The organism is Cohnella baijiui, from assembly GCF_020731285.1.
Taxonomy (GTDB): Bacteria; Bacillota; Bacilli; order Paenibacillales; family Paenibacillaceae; genus Cohnella.
Window position 1 is genome coordinate 30946 of the sequence record NZ_JAJFOW010000030.1, and the last position, 19527, is coordinate 50472.

A 19527-nucleotide genomic window follows, 5' to 3' on the forward strand; every position below is an offset into this window, starting at 1 on the left:
CGAAAGATCGTCCGCTACACCGATTCCCAAGCGAGGGAATGTCCGCTCTGCCGCTTGGCCTCTTTCTTCAGCAGCGCCGCCCGTTCAGACAGCCGCTCCGGCGTCCAGCCCTCCGTCCGTTCGCAGGCGAGCAAAGCCAGCGACAGGCAGACGCCGTCGCTGTCCACCACCCGTCCCTCCCGGTCCACGACGGGTCCGGCATCCGGGTCGGCATAGGCGCCGATCCCTTGGGCGAAGCGCTCGAGCAGCCCGCGCGCGAGGGCGGCCGGATCGGGCGAAGTCAGGACAACGATAAAGTCGTCTCCGCCGATATGGCCGACGAAGCTCCCGTCCGGCGCGGCCTCCCGGACGTAGGAGGCGATCGTTTCGCCGGCGTATCGGATGACGTCGTCGCCCCGGTGGAAGCCGAAGCGGTCGTTGAACCATTTGAAATGGTCCAGATCCGCGTACAGCACCGCGAACGGCCGTCCCTCCGCGACGCGGCGCATCAGCTCCCGCCGGATCGGCTCGTTACCGGGCAGTCCCGTGAGCGGATTCGCCCATTGGGCGTCGGCCATGCGGGCATGGGTGACCCATTCGAGCAGCGCCCGGATCGAGGCGATGCCCGCGACGCGCCCTTCCCGGGTAACGATGACGGCGTCATACAGCTTGTCGGGCTCCCGGGACATTGCCATCTGGGACACCTGGTCGATCGGCGTCGATTCGTCCGCGATCATCGGCTGCATATCCATGATCTTGCCGACCGGGCGGTTCCAGTACAACGGGAGGCCGAACTGGCCGGACAACAGTTGATGGAGCTTGTCCTTCATGAGGAGGCCGACCGGGCGTCCCTCCTCCGCGATGATAAAGCCGTGCGCCTCGCGCTGGTACTCGAAATGGCGGGCGATCTCGGCCACCGGCGTCTCGCTGCGGAACGTCTCGACGGACAGCGTCAAATCCGACAGCGTTCCCGCCGCGCCCCGGTAGCGTCGGCTGACCTCCTGCCGGATCTGCGCCGCGACGTCGGCCGGGATCGTGCCCGGAGCGGCGCGCGCGTCGCCGATCCAGCGGCCGCGGCCGTAGCCGACGCCGGCCGCGACGAGCGGCGCGAGTTGCGCCTCGTCCGAGATGCCGTTCACGATCAGGACGATTTGCTCTTTGCGCGCGAGCGCCGTGATCGCGCCCAGCAGACTCTCGTCCACGGCGCGGCTCGCCAGGGCGGCGCCCGCCGAGACGCGTTCGTCCGGCGGGGACGAAGCGCCGTCGTCCGACGCGATCCAGCCGCCCTCCAACTGCGCGTAATCCGGCCGCAGCAGCGTCATTCGGCGCAGCGACTCCCGCTCCGGCTCGATGCCCGAGAGCGAGATGCGGAAGCCCTGGAGCCGGTAATGCCGCATCGCCGCCCGCAGCGTCTCCATTTCCCCGAAGGAGCGGCAGCTGAACTGGAGCACGACGTGCTCGGGCCGAAGCCCCGCAGCCTCGATCCGGCGCAGCGTAGATCCGGGAGCGATGCCGGCCTCGTTCACGATGCCCGCCGGCACCGGCAGGAACAGCTTCGTCCCTCCCCGTCCGGACGGCAGTCCCCGGATCGCCGCTTCGCGGAACCGCCGATCGCACGCATAGAGCGCGCCGTCCGCCTCCGCGGCCGCGAAAAACGCCTCCGCCGGCCATTTCGTCCCCGTATCCTTGCGGTAAGGCACCGCTTCGTATCCGTATGTAGAGCCGTCGAGCAGCGACACGATCGGCGCGTAACGCGCCTCGGCCTCCGCCCACATCTTCGCTTTCTCCTCGTCGGGGGCCCGCGCGAGCGCGATGTCCGCCGAACGCGCGCTCCTCGCCGCGTCCGGCGGCTTCTTCTTATCGGGTGCAGCTTCGTTCAACCGGGCGCGCCGCCCGCGGATGTCGCTATCCATCGTCCCGCCTCCGATCGACGTTCCGCTCCTACGAAGGTATTGGACCAATCGTCCTAGTTGTCTTAAACGTAGCACGTCCGTATCTGTACAAGTTTTTCGCCATGTTAACGCAGTGTCAATTTCCGGCCGACATAACGAAAAGGCCCCGCGTGGGGCCTTCTTGGCGTGGATAGCGAAACGATGAAGCTACTGATTCAGATCCGGCCGTTTGCCGATCACGAGGTAGACGACGTTTTCCCCGATATTGGTCGCATGATCCGCGATCCGCTCGATATAGCGGCCGACGAAGCACAGATACATCGCTTGCCCGACCGTTTTCGGATTTTCCGCCATCAGGGAGAACAGCTCCCGCAAAATTTGCGAGTACAGCGCGTCGACTTGATCGTCGTCCTTGGCCATCTTGTAGGCGAGGTCGACGTTCTCGTCTATATAGGATCGGATCGACTCCTGGATCATGACGCGCACCATGTCCGACATGCGCGGCAGATCGAGCAGAGGCTTGACCAGCGTCTGGCCCTCGAGGCGCAGCACGACCTTGGCGATGTCCACCGACAGATCGCCCATTCGCTCGAGATCCGACGAGATCTTGAACGCGATCAGAATCCGCCGCAGATCCTTCGCGACCGGCTGCTGCGTCGCGATCAGCTTGGCGCCGAGATCCGCAATCTTCTCTTCGATTTGATTCAGCTTCGGGTCTTCCTTGACGATCGCGCGGGCGCGTTCTACGTCGAGGGTGGCTAGCGCCTCCATCGACTCGGCAAGCGCGCGCTCCACGTGATTGCCCATTTCCACCAGCATTTGCTGCAGCTGCTCCAAGCCAATATCGAACTCCTTGCGAACGACCATTTGTCCGCGTCCCCCTTGTCTCATCCTCATGTCGGCCAGCATCCGGCCGTGTCCTGCCGTCCAATCGCAACAAGCGATTGTCCGTTTTCATCACACGCACGCCTTCCGGGATGCGGCTCCGCCGACTTATCCGAACCGGCCCGAAATATAGTCCTCCGTCCGCTGGTCGACCGGCGAGCGGAACAGCGCCTCCGTATCCGACGCTTCCACCACTTCCCCGTTCAGGAAAAAGACCGTCCGGTCGGAAATCCGCGCCGCCTGGTGCATGTTGTGCGTTACCATGACGATCGTGTATTTTTCCCGCAGCTCGCGGGTCAGCTCCTCGATCTTCGTCGTCGAGATCGGATCGAGCGCCGACGTCGACTCGTCCATGAGCAAAATTTCCGGCTCCACGGCGAGCGCCCGCGCGATGCACAGCCGCTGCTGCTGGCCGCCCGACAGGCTCCAGGCCGATTTCTTCAGCACGTCCTTGACCTCTTGCCAGAGAGACGCCGAACGCAGGCTCCGCTCGACGATCCCGTCCAGCTCCGCCTTCTTCGTCACGCCGTGCAGACGCGGGCCGTACGCCACGTTGTCGTAGATCGACTTGGGGAACGGGTTCGGCTGCTGAAACACCATGCCCACGCGCTTGCGCAAAAATTCGACTTCCGTCTCGGAACCGTAAATGTTCCGCCCCTGGATCGTCACTTCCCCTTCGATCCGCACGCCGGGGATCGTGTCGTTCATCCGGTTCAGCGTCCGAAGCAGCGTGGACTTGCCGCAGCCGGACGGGCCGATGAAAGCCGTGACGCGGTTTTCGGGGATCGACAGGTTCACGTTTTTCAGCGCATGGAAGGCGCTATAGTAGAGCTGAAGCCGTTCTATCTCGATGATCATTGCGATTCCTCCTCGCGCGCGGGCCTCAGCCGAACCGGCCGGAGATGTAGTCGTCCGTCGACTTGCGCGACGGGTTCGTAAAGATCGTGCGGGTATCGTCGTATTCGACCAGATCGCCAAGGAAGAAGAACGCCGTCCGGTCGGACACGCGAGCGGCCTGGTGCATGTTGTGGGTGACGATGACGATCGTGTATTCCTTTTTGAGTTCCGCGATCAGTTCTTCGATCTTGGCCGTCGAGACCGGATCGAGCGCCGAAGCCGGTTCATCCATGAGCAGAATGCTCGGGCGCACCGCGACCGAACGGGCGATGCACAGACGCTGCTGCTGTCCGCCGGACAGCGCGAGCGCCGACTGGTTCAGCCGGTCCTTGACCTCGTCCCACAGCGCCGTCTTGCGGAGCGCCTGCTCCACGATGGCGTCGAGCGCTTTTTTGTCCTTGATCCCGTGATAACGCGCGCCGAATGCGATATTTTCGTAGATCGACTTGTGAAACGGGTTCGGCCGCTGCCACACCATGCCGATCTGCTGACGCAGCTGTACGACATCGGTGCGCGGGTCGCAGATGTTCTGGTCGTTGATCCATACTTCGCCTTCGATGCGGGCGCCGGGGATCAGATCGTTCATCCGGTTGAGCGACCGGAGAAACGTCGATTTGCCGCAGCCCGAAGGTCCGATCAAGGCGACGACCTCCCGGTCCGGAAATTCCATGCCGATCTTTTTGACCGCCTGCTTCTCGCCGTAGTAGACCGACAGATCCTTCGTATAAAACGCGGCGCGGGTCGCTACTGTGCTCATGCTATCGTCCTCCCTACTTGCTAGCCGTTAATTTGCGGTACAGGACGCGGCCAAGCCAGCGGGCGCCCAGGTTGAAGATCAGCACGGTAATGACGAGAACGGCGGATGCGCCAGCCGCGATCTGCGCGGCGTCGGGCGCGAGCCCTTCGCTGTTGATCTTCCAGATGTGAACCGCAAGCGTCTCCGCCGGCCGGAACGGATTGAGCGGCGACGTGTGATGCAGTGGATTCCAGTCGGAAAAGTCGAGGCGCGGCGAGCTCATGCCCGCCGTGAAGAGCAGCGCCGCCGCTTCGCCGAAGACGCGGCCCGCGGCGAGGATCGTCCCCGTCACGATGGACGGGATGGCGACCGGCAGCAGAACGGACGTGATCGTCCGCCAGCGGGAAAGGCCGAGGGCGAGTCCCGCTTCCTTCTGCTCCCGCGGCACGCTGCGCAGCGACTGCTCGGTGATCCGCACCATGAGCGGCAGGTTGAACACCGTCAGCGCAAGCGCGCCGGAGAACAACGAGAAGCCGAGGCCGAACATGTTCACGATGACGAGCAATCCGAACAGGCCGACGACGATGGACGGAAACGAGGACAGCACTTCCACGATCAGGCGGATAAACGCGGTCAGCCGGTTCGGCTTGGCGTATTCGCTCATATAGATACCGGCGCCGAGGCCGAGCGGGATCGTAATGATCATCGTCAACACGAGCAGGAACAACGAGTTGAACAGCTGCGGGCCGATGCCGCCGCCCGCCTTGATCGTCTGCGGCGGGGAGAGCAGGAAGTCCAGGCTGATGTGCCGCAGGCCGCGCACGAGCAAGTACCCGAGCAATCCCGCGAGCACCGCGATGATGAGAACCGCTACGCCGACGATGACGCCGGTCATGATGCGGTCGACCGTTTTGGCTTTCACGCGTGCTTCGACCTCCTCTCCAGCATGCGGACGATAAAGACGAACAGGAACGTCATCAGAAGCAGGATCAGCGCCAGGCTCCACAGCGCGTTGTTATGCAGCGAACCCGTCGTCGTATTGCCCATCGACAACGTGATGATGCTGGTCAGCGTCGTCGCCGATTCGAACAGCGAATGCGGGATGTGCGGCGCGTTGCCGATGACCATCTGGACGGCGAGCGCTTCGCCGAACGCCCGGGCGATGCCGAGCACGACGCCGGTGAGAAGCGCGGGCAGCGTCGTCGGCAAAATGATGCGGGCGATCGTCTGCCAGCGAGTGGCGCCAAGCGCATAGGAGCCTTCCTTCAAGCCGGCGGGCAAGCTGCGCAGCGCGTCCGTCGCGATCGTCGTGATCGTCGGCAGTATCATGACGGACAGCACGATGGCTCCCGCCATGATGCCGACCCCTTGACCGGGAAAGGTATGGCGCAAAAAGGGCACGATAACCGAGAGACCCACGAAGCCGTAGACGACGGACGGGATGCCGGCAAGCAGCTCGATCGCAGGCTGCAGGATCGTTTTCCCGAGCTTCGGCATCATCTCGGTCATGAACAGCGCGGCACAGATGCCGAGCGGCGCCGCGATGATCGCCGCGAGCAGCGACGTCGAGAACGAGCCGAAGAGAAACGGCAGCGCGCCGAACATCGGATGGTCCGCTTCCGGTGCCCACTCCAGGCCGAAGAGCATTTCCTTGACGCTCACGCCCTGGGAAACGAACGGCGTCAACCCGCGCGAGGCGATGAAAACGACGATCGAGAAAATAATGACCACCAGCAGCAGGACGCACAGGTAGACGAAAGCCTGTCCCCGCCATTCCTCCAGGCGGTGCTTGGCGGCTTTGCCTGCCGGTTTCGGGGCGGGCGCGCCTGCCGTGGCAGGGGCGTTCCTCGGCGTAGCCGGATCGGCCGAAGGCCGGGTCTCTGGTAGATTCATGCAAGCCTCTCCTTTAACGGCAAGGAAGAGGCGCTACTGTGCGTTCGCCTCTCGCCGCTGATCGTAAGATCCGTGTTATGAAGATGGGTGAAAAACGCGTCCCGTCATGCCAATTCCGAGCGCGGACGGACCGCGCTCGGAACGGATGGTCGGCTTACTTGTTCGAAACCTTGCCTTCTACGTCGCGCGTTACTTGCATTTTGTTGATCGCGATGTAGCCCAGATCCGTTACGTCGCCGTTTTGTACTTCGTCGCTCAGCATATACTCGAGGAACGCTTTGACCGCGCCTTCCGGCTCGCCCTTCGTGTACATGTGCTCGTAAGCCCAAACCGGATATTTGCCGGATGCGACGTTATCCGCATTCGCCTCTACGCCTTCGTATTGCACTGCCTTCACGGAGTCGTTCAGGTAGGACAGAGCCAGATAACCGATTGCGCCCGGGGTTTCGGAAACGAGCTTGCGAACCGTGCCGGATGCGTCTTCTTGGATAGCGCCCGGCAGGTCTTGCGACTTCGTGCCGAGTGCGTACTTCTCGAACGTAGCGCGGGTACCGGAGCTTGCCGGACGGTTGACCAGAACGATCTTTTCGTCTTTGCCGCCTACGTCTTTCCAGTTCGTGACTTTGCCGGTGAAGATGCTGACCAATTGGTCCTTCGTCAGGTTGTCGACGCCTACGTCTTTGTTCGTGACGGCTGCCATCGCGACGACCGCGACTTGATGATCGACGAGCGACTTCGCCTTATCGGCGTCCGCGTCTTTCAGCTTCTCTTCCGCGAAGACGTCGGAGTTGCCGATTTGCACGGTGCCTTCCGCGACTTGGGAGAGGCCGGCGCCGCTGCCGCCGCCTTGTACTTGAATGGATACTTGATCGTTGGCGGCCATATATTTTTCGGAGACTTGTTGGACGAGCGGCTGCAGCGCGGTGGAGCCGCTGGCGATGAACGATCCGCTTACGCTTGCGCCGGCGTCGCTCGAACCGCTAGGGCTGGCGCTCGGGCTGGCGCCCGCGTTCCCGCCGTCGTTGTTCTTGCCGCAGGCGGCGAGGGTCAGAGCGAGCACAAACGTCATCAACAGTACGACCGATTTTTTCATCTTGATGGTTTCCCCTTCCATTTCTTGCATTTGGTTTTGTTTTTCTTGTACTTGGCGACTCTAGCGACATGTCCCTTGCACATCTACGATTCTACTTCCCGTTCGTAAAAGACGTGTTTTCGTTTTGTTAACGCAATGTAAAATATCGCGCATTTTAACATTAACCTTCGACGATGGCGGTCAAGCGGACGTTCCGTTCATTTGAGAAACGAGCTTGACCATCTGCTGCCGAATCTCCCCGAACGTCGACTCGGCTTCGTGGGAGGCTGCGGCCAGCCGCTCGGTGGCGGCGACGTTGTCCGTCGAGCGCTCCCACAGCCTCGCGAACGTCCCCTCGGCTTGCTCGACCCGACGGACGCCCTGATCCGCGCCTTGCTTGCCCTCCTTCACCTGCTTGGCCGCCTCCACTGCGGCATCGGACATGCCGTGCAGCTGTCGGCTGATCTGCTCCGCTTGCCGCTTGGTTTGATCGGCCAGCGCCCGCACCTCCTGCGCCACGACGGCGAAGCCGCGTCCGTGCGCGCCGGCCCGCGCCGCCTCGATCTGGGCGTTCATGGCGAGGAAATTGCACCGGTCCGCCAGCTCCGAGATGATCTTCGTGATGCCGAGCGTGTCCGCGGCCCGGCTCAGCAGCTCGTTCACGGCCTGCTCTTGCCGGTCCGCCGTCGCCGTCCACAAGCGGAACTGCGCCATCATCCCCGACAAATCCTCGCGGCCGTGCTCCGTCATGTCCGCGATTTGCAGGCTGCTCTCCCGCGAGTCGGAGGCGGTGTCCGACAGCCGCTTCACCGCTTCGTCGATCTGCCGAAGCATGCGCTCCGTCCCCCGTACGGTCGCGATCTGGCGTTCGGCCAGCTCCCGCTGCAGCAAGCGGGAGATATGGAGCAGATCGCTGATCGCCAGCAATCCGACGAAGCGGCCGCCCCGGGTCATTAGGACCGAATCGTAGAGGAATTCGTCTTCCCGCCCCATCGCCCGGTCGATCAGCTCCTGCGGCGACAGGTCCGTCTCCGCCGTCAGCGCCTCGGCGTCCATCAGCTTGCTGACGGGCTTGTCCGCATATAGAGACATGCCGAAGCTCGTGCCGAGGGTGCGAAAGAAGCGGTGCTTCATGACGAGCCCCAGCGGCCGTCCCGCTTCGTCGCAGATGGCCACGCTGGAGAGCTCCCGGCGATGCCGGAACAGGTCTACCAGCTCGCCGCACGTTTGCGACGGCGCCAGAATGGGGCAATCGCGCAGCCAGTCTCCCAGCGAGATCGCCTGGAAAGGACGGGTCCAACCGGGACCTTTGTCCCGATTTCGCGACTCGGGACCGCTGGGAATCACGCGCTCGGGAACGCCGAATCGGTCCGCCCCCGCATCCGCTGAAATAGCCGCATTTGCCGCTCGGGTCGCTTCGGGGTCAACCGTCGTTAGAGCTCGGAGAGATATCGTCATATCGAAGGGCCTCCTTGGTCTTTGGTCCCAGGATGAATTTGGCTCCATCTTACCAACTGCTTGTCAAGACGGCATGCGGCGAACGTTGCCGGATTGTAAACTTTCACGCGAATTAACAAAAAGATGCGTTTGGACGCAAGGAAAAAACGGCTTTTTCGTCTTCCCAGACGGCGACACGTAAAAAAAACACCGCACGCTCGATGAGCATGCGGTGCCTGGATGCGGTTCGGTTACGCGCCTTGGATGGCGGCTTCGATGTTTTTCGGATCGTTCGCGCCCGGCTGAACGAAGCTGGAGGGCAGCGTATCGCCCCAGGTCAGCTGCTCCTCCTGGTCCACGAACTTGGTCATCTTCGTTTCGAAGAAGCTCGGATGCCGATCCCAAACCTCTTTCGGCACGGTCAGAACAAAGCGGCCGTCCTTATCCGGGATCGTAATCGTGTACTGCACATCAGCCGGCACGTTAAGCCCCGCCAGCACGCCGGTGTACATCGCGCCTTTCGACGTGTGGCTGACGAGGGTCGGCGGCTTGTCATCGATCACGGTGCCTTCCTTCGGCAGCGTGATGTTGATTTCGACGCTTGTGTCTTCGGGTATGATGTACACCTTGTTTTCCGGCAGGGTATAGCGCGTCGTTCCGATCGTGACGGTGAGGTTCGTCTCTTCGTCCTCCGGCAGATAGAACAGCTGATACTCGCCGTTCTCATCGGTCGGCGTAGACTTGGCGAAGCCTTCGCCCTCGTCGCGGTCGATCCAGACGACGGCATCCTTGACCGGCTTGCCGTCCGCATCGACGATTTTGCCGCCGATCCGGTATTTGTCGATCTGGAAGAACGAAACGACGTCGTCCTTGCCGCTTTTGATCTGGCCATGTACCTCCACCTGGCTCGGATCGGCTGCAGAAGGCTTCACATCCGACACCTCGATCGGATAATACACGCTAATATAAGTCGAGGTTTCTTTCACTTGTTCGGCCGCATCGGCGCTGAGCGGCTGGCCGTTTACCTTAGCTTCGTCCAGCGATACGATTCGGACCTGAACGTCCGCCAGCAGGCTTTGGTCGACCAGCAGCTCAAAGGAGCCGTCTTGGGCGGTCACGATGTTTTTCTTGCTGGTGCCGGCATGCAGGACGGCGCTTGACACCGGCTGATCGCCGATCAGGAACTTCCCTTTGACGCTCGTATTATGAGACCCGTCCATCTTCCATTGAATGAGGGAAAAGGTCGTTTGGTCGATATCGATCCGCGCCTCTTGGCCTAGGACGGAGGAAGCGCTGGCGGATGGCGAAGCCGCGGTAGGCGACGCGTTGGAGCTCGGGCTGGCTTGATCGTTCCCGTTGCCCGTACATCCGGCCAATCCGGCAGCGAGCAGCGCCATGACCGCCGCTTTGGAAATGGACTTCATGTGCGCAGATCCCCTTTCGCATGTAGACGATCAGGGCAAGGCTTCGGAAAGCCTGCCCTGATCGCTTGAGTTACGCTATGCGCGCGTGTTCGGCCGTCTTACTTTTTCTCGGCATGCGCGCTGCCCGTATCGGCCGCGCCTTCCGAACCTTGCGTTTTGTTGCCGCCCAATGCGAAGACATAAACCTTCGGCTTCGCACCGCCGGACGTAAAGGTGATATATTGCTTGCCGTCGACCGTGAATACGGCCGGAGCCGCTTGGATGTTGTCGCCAGGCGTTTGGAACGTCCAGATCACTTTGCCCGACTTGATGTCGAGGGCGTTGATCTTGCCGTCCAGCTCGCCGAAGAAGGCGATGCCCGCATCGGTGCTCGTCAAGCCGCCGCGCTGCGGATCCTTCGTCTTGATTTGGTAAGCTTGCTTGCCGGTGTTGACGTCCATCGCGGTGATCGTGCCGTACGTTTCGACGTCGGCCGGAAGCTCGCCCATCGTCGTACCGAACGCCATGGCGCCCGGCATGTCAGGCGTGGAAGCTTCGTCTTGGTCTTTCGCCGATTTGATCAATGCAGGTTGTTCAACACCCGGGATCAAGACGTAATTCGTAGCCGGATCGTACGTTTCTGGAGCGTAGTTCTCGCCGCCAAGCACGCCAGGGTAGACAAGCACGCCTTCCGGCGTCGGCTTCGGATGCGAGATCTTCGCGAACGGGATGCCGTCCCAGACGACGTCGCCCGTCTTGGCGTCCCATGCGAACCACTGACCCGACTTGCCGCCTTCGACGACGATCTTTTGCTGTTTGCCTTTAACCGTCGCGTTCAGGATCATCGGAGAAGCTGCGGCGTCATAATCCCACAAGTCGTGGCTGATTTCTTGCTTCGCCCAGATCAGCTTGCCGGTCGCGGCTTCGACCGCGACGACCGAGTCCGTGTACGGGTTCGCGCCGGGGCGATCTTCGCCGTAGAAGTCCGGTGCCGGGTTGCCTACGGAGAAGTACATGATGCCCGTCTCTTCGTCGATCGCCGGCGGATTCCAGACGGCGCCGCCGCCTTGGAATTTGCTGTTGGCGAGCCAATCTTGGCCTTTCGGAGGTACGGTCCAGAACGGCGCGTCCCAAGCCGGCGACAGGTCGCTCGCCTTGAACGCCATCACGAAGCCGCGGACGCCGTTGTCGCCGCCGCTGCTGCCGACGTAGACGTTGCCGTTATAGAAGACCGGGGCGGTCGTTTCATAGTAGCCGTTTTCCAGCGTGACGCCTTCGACCGAATCGGACAGCTTCGCCATTTTCACGAGCTCGCCGGTTTTTTGATCGAGCGAAACGAGTTGGTTGTCGATCGTCAGCATGAATACTTTGCCATCGCCTACCGCTACGCCGCGGTTAGCGATGATGCCTGCTTTGCTGAAGGTGGCCGCTTGCTCGGCCGAAGGCTTCCAGTGCCAGATTTGATTGCCGGTAACGGCATCGAAGGCGAATACTTGGTTGCCCGATGTTGTAATATAAATGACGCCGTCAATGACGACAGGGTACGATTGGTTGCCGTTTTTGACGTCTTTGTCCAGCGTCTTCAGATCCGCGGACCAAATGACGCCCAAGTCTTTCACGTTGTCGGCCGTAATTTCCTTGTACGGCGCATGACGCGTGTTGCTCAGATCGTAGCCGTACGTTCCCCAGTTTTCGAACGACGTGCCCGTTACGCTGGCCGGCGAAGCCGAAGCGCTCGGAGATGCGCTCGCGCTGCCCGAAGGAGAAGCGCCGGCGTCGCTGTTGCTATTGCCACTATTGCATGCGCTTAACGCCAAGCTGGCCGCGAGCACCGCGCCAATGGTCGCATAAGATTTTTTCATCTGGTGTTACCCCCCTAGTTGATGATGAAGCCTACGTGCGTTTCCGCGTTTCCACGCGGCAAAAATACCGCTTGCTCCTTCGTAAGCAACAGCGGTTCAAAGCCGAAAATCTTCACTTCCTTTGGCGAACAAGCGTCGGGACAGGAACCAGGCTTGTTCATTCATCTTACTAATAAGACGTTAAGCAATGTGTATATTACTCCTGATTAATTGAATCGTCAACCGGTTTTGTGAATTTTCTATGAAGATGTTGCGCAGAAGGGTTAAAACGATGACTGCACGGGTATGTTAAAGTTGACTAACAAGCGGCAACAGGCGTATACTCGTTCGTTGACAGGAATCTTACTAGTAAGGCAACAAACGCAGTCGACTATTGTACAGAGAAACAGGAGGTCTATCGCAAATGAACAAAAAATCGTTCTTCTTCATGGCGCTGGTCGCGCTGGCAGCCGTCCTCGCCCTGAGCGCATGCGGCAGCAAAACCAACAACAATGCGTCGAGCCCTTCCGCTTCGGCACCGGCCGGAACGGCCAGCGCGCCTGCTGCAGGCGGCGGCGAAACAAAAGAAATCACCGTCGGCGCGAAAAACTTCGAATTCGACCAAACGGACATCAAAGTCAAAGTCGGCGACACCGTCAAGCTGACGCTGAAAAACGAAAACGGCAACCACGGCCTTGCCGTTCCGGACCTGAACATCAACCTCAAGAATGGCGAAACCGCTACGTTCACGGCTGATAAGCCCGGTACCTATGCTTTCAACTGCTCGATCCAATGCGGCTCCGGCCACGACAACATGACCGGCACGATCACGGTCGAGTAAGGATTAGTTTAGAAAGACCGCTTCTACGGGAGCGGTCTTTTTGCGTTCGGGGGGAATGCGTCCATTTCCTTCTAGCGTTCAGTTCGTCTCCCCTGTAATATGGATTCGCCCAACGGGTGCGGAACTTCTTACTGCACTTCGGCGTCCGACTGGTGCCGGAGCGCGTATGTACGGTACTTCTTACTGCACTTCGGCGTCTGACTGGTGCCGGAGCGCGTATGTACGGTACTTCTTACTGCACTTCGGCGTCCGACTGGTGCTGGAGCGCCTATGTATGGTACCTCTTACTGCACTTCGGCGTCCGACTGGTGCCGGAGCGCGTATGTACGGTACTTCTTACTGCACTTCGGCGTCCGACTGGTGCCGGAGCGCCTTTGTATGGTACCTCTTACTGCTCTTCGGCGTCCGACTGGTGCCGGAGCGCGTATGTACGGTACTTCTTACTGCACTTCGGCGTCTGACTGGTGCCGGAGCGCCTATGTATGGTACTTCTTACTGCACTTCGGCGTCTGACTGGTGCCGGAGCGCGTATGTTCGGTACTTCTTACTGCACTTCGGCGTCCGACTGGTGCTGAGGCGCCTATGTATGGTATTTCTTACTGCTCTTCGGCGTCTGTCTGGTGCTGGGGCGCCTATGTATGGTACTTCTTACTGCACTTCGGCGTTTGACTGGTGCCGGAGCGCCTATGTATGGTACTTCTTACTGCACTTCGGCATCTGTCTGGTGCTGGGGCGCCTATGTATGGTACTTCTTACTGCTCTTCGGCGTCCGACTGGTGCCAGAGCGCCTATGTACGGTACTTCTTACTGCTCTTCGGCGTCCGACTGGTGCCGGAGCGCCTATGTACGGTACTTCTTACTACTCTTCGGCGTTTGTCTGTTGCTGGGGCGCCCATGTATAGTACCTCTTACTGCTCTTCGGCGTCCGACTGGTGCCAGAGCACCCATGTATGGTACTTCTTACTGCTCTTCGACGTCTGACTGGTACCAGAGCGCCCATGTATGGTACCTTTTACTGTTCTTCGGCGTCTGACTGGTACTGGGGCGCGATGTACGGTACTTTTTACCGCACCCGGTCGTAAGGCCGGACGCCGTCCATCGAAGACTGGGATTTTCTTCTTGATGGTCGCGAGAAAATCAGGTATGCTCATCTTAAACGAATTGCTGTCCTGAAGAACAGGCCGTTTGTCGCGGAGACGATCCGCGCGGACGGCTTTTTGGTTTGCCATTTCGACCTGGAGAGTGGAAAAAATGGAGGAACTACCGGCCGCGTTCGAAGCAGCTTACCAGCAGATGATGGATAAGGCGATCTCGACGAGCAGAGGGGAGCGAAAACGAAGGCTGTTGGAGAATCACGGTCATGGTGAAAAAACGTTACTGGCCAACGCTTGGTGGCCGGCCGTCGGCCATTTGAATTACATTCATCCGGAGTACGAGGTGAAAGATTACAAGGACCGATCGAGGTTTACCGACTTTGCGTACGTGCCTCCGCTTCCTATTCGGCTCGCGTTGGAATCCGACGGCTTCGGCCCCCACTGGCGGGATATTAGCCGCTGGCAATTCGGGGACGATTTGGACAGGCAGAATCATCTCTTGATCGACGGATGGCATCTTCTTCGTTTTTCCTATGATGATCTGGTGGCGAAGCCGCGCCGCTGCCAACAGACCGTCATCATGGGATTAGCCAGGTGGGGAGGCTCCGTCACGAAGCCGAAAGCGGTCTTAAACGTCTACGAACGGGCATTGCTTCAAATCGGATATGCGAAATCGGGTTGGCTTTCGCCGCAAGAAGCAAGCTCCGAGCTGGGCATCTGCTTAAAGACGACCATCAAGCATCTCCAATCCCTCGCCGACAAAGGACTGTGTCAAGCCAGCCGCTCCCCGTCCGGAAGAGCGATGCGTTACCGATTCCCGCTGCCGGGGTCGGAGTAACACGGACATGACCGGCACGAGGAGCGGCCGTAGAATGCAACTCCCGTTTGGCAGTTGAATCATCCCTTGCATTGTCGCTATTCAGGGTTCCATAAAAAACCGCCGGCGGAATGGCCGCCGGCGATCACATGGCATACGATACGATGCGATTATACCTCTTCTACGCTTACCCAAGCGCCGCGCTCGATGGACAGGTCCACCGCTTCGAGCACCTCTTGGCAGCGGACGCCGTCGAGGAACGTCGGCGCAAACGGGCTGCCCGTCGACATGTGCTGCAGGAATTCGTAGACGATATGGACGAAGCCATGCTCGTAGCCGATAATATGACCGGCCGGCCACCAGTTGCCCGCGTACTTGTGCTGCGGCTCGGTTGCCAGGATGCGGCGGAAGCCCGCCAGCTCCGGCTCGTCTTCGCGGAAGTAGACTTCGAGCTCGTTCAAGCGCTCGAGATCCCAACGGATCGTGCCTTTGCTGCCGTGGATTTCGAACGTATTGCCGTTTTTGCGGCCGCTCGCAAAACGCGTCGCGATGAAGACGCCCATCGCGCCGTTTTTGAAGTCGGCCAGAAAGCCGGTCGCGTCGTCGACGGTGACTTCGCCCTTCTCTGACGAGCCCGTGCCGGACAGGCCGGACGTGGACGTCGGCAAGGGACGCTCCTTCACGAACGTGCGGCTGTGTCCGACGACCCGATCGAATTCGCCGATGAGGAACCGGGCGAGATCGATGCTATGCGCGTTCAAGTCGCCGTGCGTGCCGGAACCGGCTACTTCTTTCTTGAGACGCCAAGCGAGCGGCGCTTCCGGATCGACGAGCCAGTCCTGCAAGTACGTCGCACGGTAGTGGTGGATATCGCCCAGCTTGCCGCTGTCGATGATCTGCTTCGCCAGCTGCACGGCGGGCAGGAAGCGGTAGTTGAAGCAGATGGCATGCTTCACGCCCGCTTGCTCGGCGGCCGCGAGCATCTCGCGCGCGTCCTGCAGGTTCAGGGCGAGCGGCTTTTCGCAGAAGACGTGCTTGCCGTTGGCGATCGCCGCGAGGGCGATCTCCTTGTGCGCGTCGCTCGGCGCGTTGATGTCGATGAAGTCGATGTCTTCGCGCTCGACCAGCTTGCGCCAGTCGGTCTCGTAGCTCTCCCAGCCGAACTTCTCGGCCGCTTCCTTGACGCCTTGCTCGTCGCGTCCGCAAATCGCCTTCATGGCGACGCCCGCTTCGAGATCGAAGAACATGCCTACGTCTTTATACGCATGGCTGTGGGCTTTCCCCATGAACTTGTAGCCCACCATGCCGACGTTTAACGTTTTCTTTACGCCCACCACATTTCACCCGCTTTCTCGCCGAGGATGAGGCCGTTCAGGAAGTTCGCCGCTTTGCGGAACCCTTCGCCGACGGACATCAGGCTGTCCTCGTGCTCGATGCTGATCGCGCCGTCGTAGCCGACGAGGCGCAGCGTGCTGACCATGTGCTTCCAGAAGTCGTCGTCATGGCCGTAGCCGACCGTTCGGAAGATCCAGGAGCGGTTGATTTCGTCGCTGTACGGCTTCACGTCGAGAACGCCGTTGATCGCCGTATTGCGCGCGTCGATCTTCGTATCCTTCGCATGGACGTGGAAGATGGAGTCCCCGAGCGCTTTGATGCACTCGATCGGATCCATCCCCTGCCAGAACAGGTGCGACGGGTCGAAGTTGACGCCGATATTGTCGCCGGCTTCGCGGCGTAGGCGCAGCGCGGTTTCCGTGTTGTACACGAGGAAGCCCGGATGGGATTCGATCGCGACGCGGACGCCGTGCTTGCGGCAGAAGGCGGATTGTTCCTTCCAGTAGGGAATGGCGACTTCGTTCCACTGCCATTCGAGGACCGTCAGGAAGTCCGGCGGCCACGGGCAGGTTACCCAGGACGGATATTTCGAGTTCGGAGACTCGCCAGGGCAGCCCGAGAACGTGATGACCGTTTCGACGCCCAGTTTCTCCGCCAGCTGCACGGTCGCGACGAAGTCGTCGTGATGCGCTTTGGCGACGCTTTCATCAGGGTGCAACGGATTACCGTGGCAGCTCAGCGCGCTGATCGTCAAGCCGCGCGATTCGACCGCGGACTTAATCTTGGCGATCGCCGCTTCGTCGTTCAGGATGGTGGCTGCGTTCACATGGGCGGTGCCTGGAAAAGCGCCCGTGCCGATCTCCACCGCTTGCAGTCCCGCCGCTTTGGCGGTGTCCAGCGCTTCTTCGAACGATTGCTGACCGAACAAGACGAGAAATACGCCTAATTTCACGAAGTTCACCTTACCTTTCGCAGGAGTGAAGGCCAAGCCTTTGTTTATTCATCAAACATAGTTTACTAGAAGCGCCGCCAGAAGTCATCCGCCGATTTTGCCGAATTTGCATCGGAATTTGCCGAATGACGTTGGAGCGCCTCTAGTTGATGCTTGCGTATGCGTTTTATTGGAAGGAAATTGCTTGTCCCTTGGCGGCGGACTCGTAAATCGCTTCGAGAATCTGCTGTACGACATAGCCCTGTCTTGCGGTGACGACCGGCGATTGATCGTTCAGAATCGCGTCGATCCAGGCGCGCGCTTCGCGCTCGGCCGAATCGTTCGGCATCGTCGGGTCGAATTGGTTGCCGAAGCTGATTTCCTTCGTATACAGGTTGCCGTGCTCTTCGCCGTTCACGCGCAGGCCCTGCTTCATGTCGGCGCCCGCTTTGGAGCCGCACAGCGTCACCTTCGCCTCGTCGACGTCGAGCGTGTTGAGCGCCCAGCTCGACTCGAGCCATACGGTTGCGCCGTTCTTCATCGTGATCATCGCGAACGCCGAATCCTCGACCGTGAACTTGGCCGGATCCCAATTGCCCCAAGCGTTCGCGGGGCTGCCCTGCTCGGCGAGCTTGCGGTACGTGGTGCCGAGAACGGTCTTCGGCTCGTAGTTGTCCATCATCCAAAGCGCCAAATCCAGCGCGTGCGTGCCGATATCGATCAGCGGACCTCCGCCCTGCTTGTCCAGGTCGAGGAAGACGCCCCACGTCGGCACGGCGCGGCGGCGTACCGCATGCGCTTTGGCCAGATATACTTCGCCCAGATCGCCGTTGCGGCAGGCCGCGTGCAGCCAGCGGCTGTCGGCGCGGAAGCGGTTCTGGTAGGCGATGCTCAGCTTGCGCCCCGTACGCTCGGCCGTCTCCAGCATCCGAAGCGCGTCGGCGGACGTTTTCGCCATCGGCTTTTCGCACAGGACGTGCTTGCCGGCTTCGAGCGCGGCGATCGAGATCTCGGCATGCGTATCGTTAGGCGTGCACACGTGCACGACATGCACGTTCGGGTCGCTCAGCAGCTCCTGGACGTTACCGTAGACGCGGGCGTCGGGCGTGCCGTATTTGGCTTTGGCTTCTTGCGCGCGTTCTTCCGACACGTCGAAGAAAGCGGTGATTTTCACTTCCGGGATTTTGGCGAGCGACGGCAGGTGCTTGCCGTGCGCAATGCCGCCGCAGCCGATCATACCAACGTGAACATGACTCAAGTGGGGTGTCCTCCTTGCGTGATCGCTAGAATCCATCTACAATTCAAGTATATCACTTGTCATTGGAATTCCCATGTGCGATGATGGGCGGTCATTATGCGATTTTGGCAATAGGGAGGGTCGCGCGGCATGCAGGCCTATCAGGAGAAAGTCGAATACGAGAATCCCCTGCTATCCATCAAGGTATGGCTGGCCAGACGCGACAGGGAGGGTACCTTCAACTGGCACCATCATCCCGAATGCGAGCTCCTGCTCGTGTTGAAAGGCCAGCTCGACGTGGACGTCGCGGGAGAGACGCATACGATGAAGGAAGGCGACGTCGTCGTGCTTGGCAGCTCGCAGCTGCATCGCGACCGCAGCCATGCCGGTCCGCTCGAGTACCTCGTGCTGCAGTTCGACCTCCAGACCTTTTTCGACCAGAGCACCATTCCCTACCTGCAATATTTCAACGAGACCAAGGTGCCGCTCAGCGCGATGAACTATATTTTCCGGGACAACGCCGAAGCCCGCCGCCAGGTGGCCGACTGCATCCGGGACATTTACGAAGAGGCGCTCCGCAAGGAAAGCGGTTACGAGCTGGCCGTCAATTTGCTCATCAAAAAAATCCTCCTCCTGCTGATCCGCAACGATACGATGGGCTTTCTGGCAGGCCAGGACCGCGTCGAGCGCATCCGCCTGAAGCCGGTGCTCGATTACGTCGAGGAAGGCATCACGGGACGCGTCACCGTCGAAGACGCCTGCCGTCTCGCCAATATGAGTTATTATTACTTCGTCAAGTTTTTCAAAAAGTCGATGGGCCTCTCCTTTACGGAGTATGTGAACTTTCGCAAAATCAAACGCGCCGAGCAGCTGCTTCTTACCCGCGACCTCAGCGTCAGCGAAGTCGGCGACCAGATCGGGATGCCGAACATGGCCCATTTCTACAAAATGTTCAAACGGTTCAACCAGTGCTCGCCCAAGGACTTTCAGCGCAAGATGCTGGCCTGGGGACGCAAGTAACGCCCGACCGTCCGTCAGCCTGGATAGCGATGGCCGCCGCCTGCAAGCCGGCGAATCGCGCATCGGGCGCCCGTTCAAGCAACATTACGGCCGCACGGCAACATGCCGGCGGCTCTTATTCGTTAGCACAGACGGTTGCCGGCACCTTTTGACTCCCGTTTCCCGTCCCATCTTCCCCATTTTTTGTGCGGCTCCCCTCTCTTCGCCACATCAGGGA

Annotated in this window: 16 protein-coding genes; 3 read left to right on the forward strand and 13 right to left on the reverse strand. The window is 60.4% G+C overall.

Features of this window, described 5'->3' with window-relative positions; all coding sequences use genetic code 11:
- Nucleotides 1–14 precede the first annotated feature (14 nt).
- The 10 genes from LKX83_RS22610 to LKX83_RS22655 form a co-directional block, all read right to left on the reverse strand.
- Nucleotides 15–1892, reverse strand: coding sequence for a GGDEF domain-containing protein (locus LKX83_RS22610; protein WP_227885099.1), 1878 nt, complete (start codon nt 1890–1892; stop codon nt 15–17).
- A 186-nt stretch (nt 1893–2078) separates the two neighbouring features.
- A complete protein-coding gene (gene phoU / locus LKX83_RS22615; RefSeq protein WP_227885100.1) occupies nt 2079–2738 on the reverse strand; it encodes a phosphate signaling complex protein PhoU in 660 nt (219 codons plus the stop codon).
- Nucleotides 2739–2864: 126 nt separating this feature from the next.
- Complete coding sequence (pstB, locus tag LKX83_RS22620) at nt 2865–3614, reverse strand: phosphate ABC transporter ATP-binding protein PstB (RefSeq protein WP_227885101.1); 750 nt, start codon at nt 3612–3614, stop codon at nt 2865–2867.
- A gap of 25 nt (nt 3615–3639) precedes the next feature.
- Entirely contained in the window at nt 3640–4410 is a 771-nt protein-coding gene (gene pstB / locus LKX83_RS22625; RefSeq protein WP_227885102.1) for a phosphate ABC transporter ATP-binding protein PstB, read from the reverse strand.
- Nucleotides 4411–4423: 13 nt separating this feature from the next.
- Nucleotides 4424–5311: a phosphate ABC transporter permease PstA gene (gene pstA, locus LKX83_RS22630; RefSeq protein ID WP_227885103.1), complete on the reverse strand. Its 888-nt coding sequence runs from the start codon at nt 5309–5311 to the stop codon at nt 4424–4426.
- Entirely contained in the window at nt 5308–6282 is a 975-nt protein-coding gene (gene pstC / locus LKX83_RS22635) for a phosphate ABC transporter permease subunit PstC (protein ID WP_227885104.1), read from the reverse strand. The genes pstA and pstC overlap by 4 nt, the downstream gene beginning before the upstream one ends.
- Nucleotides 6283–6436: 154 nt before the next feature.
- A complete protein-coding gene (locus LKX83_RS22640) occupies nt 6437–7375 on the reverse strand; it encodes a phosphate ABC transporter substrate-binding protein (RefSeq protein WP_227885105.1) in 939 nt (312 codons plus the stop codon).
- Nucleotides 7376–7555: 180 nt separating this feature from the next.
- Nucleotides 7556–8812 (reverse strand): methyl-accepting chemotaxis protein, encoded by a 1257-nt coding sequence (locus LKX83_RS22645; RefSeq protein WP_227885106.1) that lies wholly within the window; start codon nt 8810–8812, stop codon nt 7556–7558.
- Between the two features lie 230 nt (nt 8813–9042).
- Nucleotides 9043–10215, reverse strand: coding sequence for a carboxypeptidase-like regulatory domain-containing protein (locus LKX83_RS22650; RefSeq protein ID WP_227885107.1), 1173 nt, complete (start codon nt 10213–10215; stop codon nt 9043–9045).
- A gap of 98 nt (nt 10216–10313) precedes the next feature.
- The gene (locus LKX83_RS22655) at nt 10314–12056 is read right to left on the reverse strand and encodes a pyrroloquinoline quinone-dependent dehydrogenase (protein WP_227885108.1); all 1743 of its coding nucleotides are present in this window, start codon (nt 12054–12056) and stop codon (nt 10314–10316) included.
- A gap of 403 nt (nt 12057–12459) precedes the next feature.
- Here LKX83_RS22655 and LKX83_RS22660 point away from each other — a divergent pair, with 403 nt between their 5' ends.
- Together LKX83_RS22660 and LKX83_RS22665 are read left to right on the forward strand one after the other, a co-directional pair.
- Entirely contained in the window at nt 12460–12876 is a 417-nt protein-coding gene (locus tag LKX83_RS22660) for a cupredoxin domain-containing protein (protein ID WP_227885109.1), read from the forward strand.
- A gap of 1251 nt (nt 12877–14127) precedes the next feature.
- Nucleotides 14128–14808: a DNA-binding response regulator gene (locus LKX83_RS22665; RefSeq protein ID WP_227885110.1), complete on the forward strand. Its 681-nt coding sequence runs from the start codon at nt 14128–14130 to the stop codon at nt 14806–14808.
- Nucleotides 14809–14957: 149 nt separating this feature from the next.
- Here the strand turns inward: LKX83_RS22665 and LKX83_RS22670 are convergent, their stop codons facing one another.
- The 3 genes from LKX83_RS22670 to LKX83_RS22680 form a co-directional block, all read right to left on the reverse strand.
- On the reverse strand, nt 14958–16091 hold the full coding sequence (locus LKX83_RS22670) for a Gfo/Idh/MocA family protein (protein ID WP_227885146.1): 1134 nt from the start codon (nt 16089–16091) through the stop codon (nt 14958–14960).
- A 20-nt stretch (nt 16092–16111) separates the two neighbouring features.
- Entirely contained in the window at nt 16112–17074 is a 963-nt protein-coding gene (locus LKX83_RS22675; RefSeq protein ID WP_227885111.1) for a sugar phosphate isomerase/epimerase family protein, read from the reverse strand.
- Between the two features lie 166 nt (nt 17075–17240).
- Entirely contained in the window at nt 17241–18311 is a 1071-nt protein-coding gene (locus tag LKX83_RS22680) for a Gfo/Idh/MocA family protein (RefSeq protein ID WP_227885112.1), read from the reverse strand.
- Between the two features lie 129 nt (nt 18312–18440).
- Between LKX83_RS22680 and LKX83_RS22685 the strand changes: the two genes are divergently transcribed.
- Nucleotides 18441–19310: an AraC family transcriptional regulator gene (locus LKX83_RS22685; RefSeq protein ID WP_227885113.1), complete on the forward strand. Its 870-nt coding sequence runs from the start codon at nt 18441–18443 to the stop codon at nt 19308–19310.
- The last annotated feature ends 217 nt before the right edge of the window (nt 19311–19527 follow it).

Bases quoted from the DNA above. Each gene is read 5' to 3' on its own strand.
- phoU (WP_227885100.1), bottom strand. From the start codon at position 2,738: ATGGTCGTTCGCAAGGAGTTCGATATTGGCTTGGAGCAGCTGCAGCAA.
- LKX83_RS22670 (WP_227885146.1), bottom strand. From the start codon at position 16,091: ATGGTGGGCTACAAGTTCATGGGGAAAGCCCACAGCCATGCGTATAAA.
- LKX83_RS22610 (WP_227885099.1), bottom strand. From the start codon at position 1,892: ATGGATAGCGACATCCGCGGGCGGCGCGCCCGGTTGAACGAAGCTGCA.
- pstB (WP_227885102.1), bottom strand. From the start codon at position 4,410: ATGAGCACAGTAGCGACCCGCGCCGCGTTTTATACGAAGGATCTGTCG.
- pstC (WP_227885104.1), bottom strand. From the start codon at position 6,282: ATGAATCTACCAGAGACCCGGCCTTCGGCCGATCCGGCTACGCCGAGG.
- LKX83_RS22640 (WP_227885105.1), bottom strand. From the start codon at position 7,375: ATGAAAAAATCGGTCGTACTGTTGATGACGTTTGTGCTCGCTCTGACC.
- LKX83_RS22650 (WP_227885107.1), bottom strand. From the start codon at position 10,215: ATGAAGTCCATTTCCAAAGCGGCGGTCATGGCGCTGCTCGCTGCCGGA.
- LKX83_RS22645 (WP_227885106.1), bottom strand. From the start codon at position 8,812: ATGACGATATCTCTCCGAGCTCTAACGACGGTTGACCCCGAAGCGACC.
- LKX83_RS22660 (WP_227885109.1), top strand. From the start codon at position 12,460: ATGAACAAAAAATCGTTCTTCTTCATGGCGCTGGTCGCGCTGGCAGCC.
- LKX83_RS22665 (WP_227885110.1), top strand. From the start codon at position 14,128: ATGGAGGAACTACCGGCCGCGTTCGAAGCAGCTTACCAGCAGATGATG.
- LKX83_RS22685 (WP_227885113.1), top strand. From the start codon at position 18,441: ATGCAGGCCTATCAGGAGAAAGTCGAATACGAGAATCCCCTGCTATCC.
- LKX83_RS22655 (WP_227885108.1), bottom strand. From the start codon at position 12,056: ATGAAAAAATCTTATGCGACCATTGGCGCGGTGCTCGCGGCCAGCTTG.
- pstB (WP_227885101.1), bottom strand. From the start codon at position 3,614: ATGATCATCGAGATAGAACGGCTTCAGCTCTACTATAGCGCCTTCCAT.